This window comes from Streptomyces sp. ISL-36, assembly GCF_018614205.1.
In the GTDB taxonomy this organism is placed as follows: domain Bacteria; phylum Actinomycetota; class Actinomycetes; order Streptomycetales; family Streptomycetaceae; genus Streptomyces.
The window spans coordinates 44,683-50,894 of the sequence record NZ_JAGGOS010000028.1 but is presented as its reverse complement, the minus strand read 5'-3'; the positions used below and the strand labels follow the sequence as shown (position 1 = coordinate 50,894).

General features: G+C 69.8%; 6 protein-coding genes. 3 read left to right on the top strand and 3 right to left on the bottom strand.

Annotated features, from left to right (window positions below; all coding sequences use genetic code 11):
- Positions 1 to 106: 106 nt before the first annotated feature.
- From J7E93_RS07890 to J7E93_RS07880, 3 genes are all read left to right on the top strand, one after another.
- Positions 107 to 505, top strand: a complete 399-nt coding sequence (locus J7E93_RS07890) for a RidA family protein (protein ID WP_215066812.1) — start codon at positions 107 to 109, stop codon at positions 503 to 505.
- A 20-nt stretch (positions 506 to 525) separates the two neighbouring features.
- Positions 526 to 1,368, top strand: coding sequence for an alpha/beta fold hydrolase (locus tag J7E93_RS07885; RefSeq protein WP_215066810.1), 843 nt, complete (start codon positions 526 to 528; stop codon positions 1,366 to 1,368).
- Positions 1,369 to 1,460: 92 nt separating this feature from the next.
- On the top strand, positions 1,461 to 3,014 hold the full coding sequence (locus tag J7E93_RS07880; RefSeq protein ID WP_215066808.1) for an MFS transporter: 1,554 nt from the start codon (positions 1,461 to 1,463) through the stop codon (positions 3,012 to 3,014).
- A gap of 48 nt (positions 3,015 to 3,062) precedes the next feature.
- Here J7E93_RS07880 and J7E93_RS07875 read toward each other — a convergent pair whose 3' ends face one another.
- From J7E93_RS07875 to J7E93_RS07865, 3 genes are all read right to left on the bottom strand, one after another.
- A complete protein-coding gene (locus J7E93_RS07875) occupies positions 3,063 to 4,640 on the bottom strand; it encodes a carbohydrate-binding protein (protein WP_215066807.1) in 1,578 nt (525 codons plus the stop codon).
- 314 nt (positions 4,641 to 4,954) lie between these two features.
- Entirely contained in the window at positions 4,955 to 5,506 is a 552-nt protein-coding gene (locus tag J7E93_RS07870) for a YciI family protein (protein WP_215066805.1), read from the bottom strand.
- 100 nt (positions 5,507 to 5,606) lie between these two features.
- The gene (locus J7E93_RS07865; protein WP_215066803.1) at positions 5,607 to 6,191 is read right to left on the bottom strand and encodes a hypothetical protein; all 585 of its coding nucleotides are present in this window, start codon (positions 6,189 to 6,191) and stop codon (positions 5,607 to 5,609) included.
- Between the last annotated feature and the right edge of the window lie 21 nt (positions 6,192 to 6,212).

The following is a 6,212-nucleotide window of genomic DNA, read 5'->3' as shown; positions in this document are numbered from 1 at the left end:
CCGGCACCGACCCGGCCGCCGCGCCCGAAGTCGTGGCGACCGCCGAAGGGACCATCGGAGCGACCGCCGTCCGGTCCGCCGCCGAGCCGTCGAAGGAGCCGTCCGCATGAGCCTGCACCGGCACAACCCGGCCGAGCTGTCCCCGCCCGCCGGCTTCTCCCACGCCGTGACCGCCACCGGCTCCCGCCTGGTCTTCCTCGCCGGACAGACCAGCCTCGACCGCGACGGCAAGGTGGTGGGGGAGACCCTGCCCGAGCAGTTCGAGACCGCCCTCGCCAACCTCCTCGCCGCCCTCCGCCACGCCGGCGGCACTCCGACCGACCTCGCCCGCGTCACCGTCTACGCCACCGATGTCGCCGACTACCGTCACCACGCCCATGAACTGGGCCGCATCTGGCGGCGGTTGGCCGGGCGCGACTATCCGGCCATGGCCGTGATCGGCGTCGTACGGCTGTGGGACGATCAGGCCCACGTGGAGCTGGACGGCTTCGCCGTACTCGAGTAGATCCATGAGCAGGGGGAACCGTGCCAGAGATCGAGCTGACCGCCGGAACCATCGCGTACGAGGACACCGGCGGCCCCGGTCCCGTCGTCGTACTCCTGCACGGACTCGTCCACGACGCCACCGTCTGGCGGAAAGTCGCCGCCGCACTCGCCCCCGACCACCGGGTCCTCGCGCCCACCCTCCCGTACGGCGCCCACCGCACCCCGATGAAGCCGGACGTGCCGCTCTCGCCCGACAGCGTCATCGAGCTGATCGCCGAGTTCCTCGACCGGCTCGGCCTCACCGACGTCACCCTCGTCGAGAGCGACTGCGGACGCGCCCAGACCGTCGCCGTCCGCCACCCCGAGCGGCTCGCCCGGCTCGTCCTCGTCTCCTGCGAGGCCTTCGACAACTACCCGCCCGGGGCACCCGGCAAGATGATCGACCTGGCCTGCCGCGTCCCCGGTGGGATCTCCCTCATGGTCCGCGTCCTCGGCCTGAAGCCGCTGCGCCGCCTCCCCATCGGCCTCGGAGCGCTCACCAGACGGCCCGTCCCCGACGAGATCGCCGCACGCTGGCTGCGCCCCCTGCGTACCGACCCCGCCATCCGGCACGACTTCCGCCGCTACTGCCTGGCCGTGCGCCGTGACGAGCTCCTCCAAGCCGCCGAAGGACTGCGGAAGTTCGACCGGCCGGCGCTCGTCGTCTGGGCCCTCGACGACCTGATGATGCCGCGTGCACATGGCCGCCGGCTCGCCGAACTCCTCCCTCAGGGGCGGCTCGTCGAGATCGAGGACAGTCGCACGCTCGTCAGCGAGGACCAGCCCGAACGGCTCGCCGACGTCCTGCGTTCCTTCATCGCCGAGACCCCCGGGACCGCATGATCCAACTGGTCACCCGCCGGAGGCGGGCTTAGTGTCGAAAGGTGGACTGACCGGCCCACGGCTCCCTCACCAGGACGAGGGCGCGATGCGCCATGAGTACACCGAAGCCGACGACCCCGGCACCGACCGCCGCACGGAAGAAGAGCGGTGACGGCAAGGGCATCGCCCTGTTCGTGATCGCCTCCTGCCAGCTGATGGTGGTCCTCGACATCACCATCGTGAACATCGCGCTGCCGCACATCCAGAGCGCGCTGGACTTCTCCACCACGAGTCTGTCCTGGGTGGTCAACGCCTACACGCTGACCTTCGGCGGTCTGCTGCTGCTCGGCGGACGTGCGGGCGACATCCTCGGACGCCGACGCGTCTTCATCTTCGGTGTGCTGCTCTTCGGGCTCGCCTCGCTGTTCTGCGGAATCGCCCAGAGCGACTGGCAACTCCTCGCCGCCCGGGCGCTGCAGGGCGTCGGCGGCGCGATCGCCTCCCCGACCTCGCTCTCCCTGATCACCACGACCTTCGACGAAGGACCCGAACGCAACCGGGCCTTCGGCGTCTTCGCGGCCGTCTCGGCGGGCGGCGGCGCGATCGGCCTCGTCGCCGGTGGACTCCTCGTGGAGTGGCTCGACTGGCGCTGGATCTTCTTCGTCAACGTGCCGATCGCGCTGCTCATCGCCTTCTTCACCCCCCGGCACATCAAGGAGTCCGAGCGGCACCCCGGTCACTTCGACTTCACCGGCGCGCTGACCTCGACCCTCGGCATGGTGGCGCTGGTGTACGGGTTCATCCGCGCCGCCCAGGAGGGCTGGCGCGACCCCTGGACGCTGGCCTCGTTCGGCGCGTCGATCGTGCTGCTCGCCGTGTTCATCCTGGTGGAGCGCCGCTCCCGGCAGCCGATCACCCCGCTGCACATGTTCGCCGACCGCAACCGGGCGGGCACCTACGCGATCATGCTCTGCCTCGCCGCGGCGATCTTCGGGATGTTCTTCTTCCTCACGCTCTTCGTGCAGAACGTCCTGGACTTCAGCCCGCTACGGGCCGGACTGGCGTTCCTGCCGGTCAGCGCGATCATCGCGGTCGGCGCCGGGATGGCCTCCCAGCTGCTGCCCAAGTACGGGCCGAAACCCTTCATGGTGGTCGGTTCGGTGCTGGCCGCGGCCGGCCTGTCCTGGCTGACCCTGACCGATGTGCACTCCACCTATCTGGGCAGCATCCTCGGGCCGATCCTGGTCTTCGGCCTCGGCATGGGCATGATGTTCGTCTCGCTGACCCTGATGGCGCTGTCCAACGTCGAGGCCAGGGAGTCCGGTGCCGCCTCCGGCCTGCTCAACGCCACCCAGCAGGTGGGCGGTTCCCTCGGCCTGTCGATCCTGGTGACGGTCTTCGGCACGGCCAGCCGCACCGAGGCGGACAAGCAGGTGGCCGCCTTCCTCTCGCAGGCGGGACCCCTGGAGAAGGCCGAGTTCGCCAAGACCGGCCAACTGCCCCCGCCCTGGAGCGACCAGGTGCTGACCTCGGGCGTCTCGGCGGGCTTCGTCACGGCGGCCGTCTTCGCGATCGTCGGCGCCGTGATCGCCCTCATCGCGATCCAGGTGCGCCCCTCCGACATCGAACGCCTCAAGGGCGGGATGGGCCCCCCGGGAGCCGGCTGATTCGGCTGCTGTTCCGGCTGATTCCCAGGGGGCCGCGGCGTTCTCCGGTCACGGCGTGACGAGCTTGCCCCCGAAGGTCACCACAAGGCGGCCGTCCGTGGCGTAGGACCAGTTCAGGGCGCCGGTGTACGACGAGCAGGAGGACCCGTTCGTACCGGACCAGAACTGGTTCGAGCCGTCGGCGTCACCGACGGTCTTGTCGTTGGACCCACTGCCGCTGCGGCACGAGACGTTGTTCCGGAACACCGAGGTGCCGGCGTCCCACGAGAAGTTGCGCTGGGCGTTGTCGACACTCACGTTGTTCGACACGGACATCGTGCCGGGGTTGCTGTTGTAGGTGAACCCGTGCTTGCCGTTGCGGTAGGCGATGCTGCGCCGGACGACGTGATCGACCTTGATGTCCTCGCCGCCGAGCTTGTAGCCGTTGCGGTCACCGTTGGAGTTCACGGTGCCGTCAGAGAGGGTGCCGTTGCCGTAGGCGAGGGAGTCCTCGATGGTCACCGCTCCGATGGGTCCGGTGTCGGTCTTGGTGTAGAGGTCCCAGCCGTCGTCGATGTTGTTGTGGGCCACGGCGTAGCGGAAGACGTTCCCCGAGCCGACGGTGAGCTTCGCGGCGAAGCCGTCGGCGTCCTCTCCGTCGGAGTCGGCGTTGTCGTGCGACTCCACGCTCAGGATGAGGTTGTTGGACGGCCACTGGTCACGGGGGGTGGTGGAGGCGATCCGCGAGAGCTGCAGTCCCGTGTCCCGGTTGAAGCGCGTCACCGTGCGCTCGATGACGTTGTTGCTTCCGCCGACGAAGATCCCGTTGTCACCGGCGCGCTCGACGACGATGCCGCTGACGCGCCAGAACGACCCGTTGACGGCGAGCCCGCGGTTCGCCGGATCCTCGGCCATGGCCGAGAAGTTCAGCACCGGAGTCTCACCCGGGTAGGCGGACAGCGTCGTACGGGCGCTGGAGGTGCCGTTCTTGCCCGGCGGAATGGTGACCGTCTGCGAGAAGCCGTAGGTGCCGCCCCGCAGGTAGATCGTCCCACCGGCGGTGACGCGGCTGATCGCCGAGGTGAGCGTCGTCGGGTCCGACACCGTGCCGGCCGCGTCGTCACGCCCGTTCGGCGCCACGTACAACGCCGTGCCCGCCGGCGGCGTGGTGCCGGCCACCTCGACGTCGAGGCGGTCGAGGTTGGGCAGCCCGGCGGAGGTGGTGGGGCTGATCCGGACGGTGTTCGTGCCCGAGGTCACCGGCACGGTGAGCGTCCTGGTCGCCCATGTCGCCCAGGTGCCGGTGCCCTCGAAGGACGCGGTGGTGCTGGACGAGCCGTTGACCGTGACGTTCGCGGGGCGTGGGGTGGTGGTCCCGTTGGCGAAGCGGATGGTGATCGTCGCCGTGCCGGAGGCGGCGGCGTTCACGGTGAACTGCGCGTAGGCGCCGACCGCGTTGCTGCCGTTGCAGAAACCGCTGCCGGAGTATCCGGCCCAGTCGGAGTCGATGGTGCCGGTACAGACCGCCGGCGAGGCCTCGGCCTCGTACCGGGTGGAGGCGGCCTGCGCCGTGGTGCCGGACAGCGCGACGAGCGCGCCGGTCAACAGGCTGACACAGGTAGCGCCGATGACGGGACTCCGTTGCATCGTTTCACTCCAGAGGATCGGTGGGGTCGGACCAGGGGTGCCGAGCTTCGGCGTGACGAACGCCGCTGTTCAGACCGCATGAACGCGTTCGAGGGGTCGAAAGAGTCACAGCTTTCGGAAAGCGCTTTCTCCGACGGTAAAGTGATTGCCGTGGACGCGTCAATGAACGCGTAGCTGATTCCTGTTCATGTGTATGAACCATCCGGGCTGGGGTCGGCACCACGCCGACCGCGTCCACCCCCTCCCGAGGAGGCCCTCACCGCTGCGCTCCGGACCGGCAGGCACCGGCCCCGTCGGACCGATGCCTCCTCGGTTCACGACGGCCGCCCGCCGAACCGCCACTCATGGACCTCGACATCGGCATACGCGCCCGAGGTCAGGACGGCCCGTGCCGTGTCCGGGCCCGGCGCGCGGACCAGCGCCGCCGTACCCAGCCAGTCGGCGCCGTCGTCGGACAACAGCGGCCCGTACGCGATCAGTTCATCACGGCCGGGCGGCACAGTGAGATCGGCGGCCCGCCCCGTGCCGAGGCCGAGCACCAGATACCGGTTGCCGTCCGTGGGGCCGCCGGGGAAATCCCACATGGTGCGCCCGAGCAGGTTGCGCCATCGGCGCAGCAGCACGTCCCGGTACACGCCGGCCTGGTGACCGGGCTCGTCGAAGGCGAACGCGCGCGCCGCGGTGGGATCGGGCAGGTCGACGATGTGGACGCTGCCGGTGGGCGTTTCGCCGTCGGCGGCAAGGGTCGGGCCGCGGGCGATCATCTCCTTCTCGTACCGGTCCATGTACGACCAGTGCTCTTCCAGCAGCTCGATGCGCAACGGAAGGGAGCCGGGCCGATCGCGGTGGTAGCAGAGGAACTCCATGCCCCCGACTCTTTCCCAACCGGACCGGCGTCTCAACTGGCTTCGGCGACGCCGGATCTACGGATCCGGAGGGCTGCGACGCGCCGGATCGGCCCGGCCCTCAGCCCAGGCATTCGAAGATCTCGTCCCAGAAAGGACAGTCGTCCACGTACGGCTCCAGGTCGACCATGCGCTCGCGCAGCTCCGTGACGGCGGCCTCGCGCACGGTGTCGTCGGCCGATCCCAGGGCGCCGCTCGCCTCGGCGATCAGCCCGAGGAGCACGGCGAGCAGGGGGAGGGATTCGGCGGCCAGTCCCTTCCACCCGGCGCCGTGGTCCCAGCCGTTGGGGTCGTAGTGGGTGATGCCGCCGTCCGCGGCGTCGAGCATCAGATGCTGGTCGCTCCAGGTGGCGACGGTGAAGCAGAAGTTCTCGGGCGGGGAGTCGTCGTCGGGGTAGCGGTTGCCGTAGATCTCGTCGGCGTCGAACGGGTCCAGCCCGTCCTCGTCCCGCAGGTGCCTCGTGTCGATCCCGACGACATCGAGGTGAACGGCGGGAAAGCCGACCGTGAGCAGGAACTCCCGCGACCGGGCATCGGTCAGCTCGGCCGGGAGACCGGCCTCGTCCGGCCGCCAGAGCGAGCCTCGGCCCAGCCGCTCCTCCAACCACACCGCGTCCGGTATGAGCGGGATGTCGTTGTCCTTCACTGCGTGGCCCCCATGAGTTCC

What these genes read in the sequence shown, in the direction of transcription:
- J7E93_RS07890 (WP_215066812.1), top strand. Translation starts at nt 107, where the DNA reads ATGAGCCTGCACCGGCACAACCCGGCCGAGCTGTCCCCGCCCGCCGGC.
- J7E93_RS07880 (WP_215066808.1), top strand. Translation starts at nt 1,461, where the DNA reads ATGAGTACACCGAAGCCGACGACCCCGGCACCGACCGCCGCACGGAAG.
- J7E93_RS07875 (WP_215066807.1), bottom strand. Translation starts at nt 4,640, where the DNA reads ATGCAACGGAGTCCCGTCATCGGCGCTACCTGTGTCAGCCTGTTGACC.
- J7E93_RS07870 (WP_215066805.1), bottom strand. Translation starts at nt 5,506, where the DNA reads ATGGAGTTCCTCTGCTACCACCGCGATCGGCCCGGCTCCCTTCCGTTG.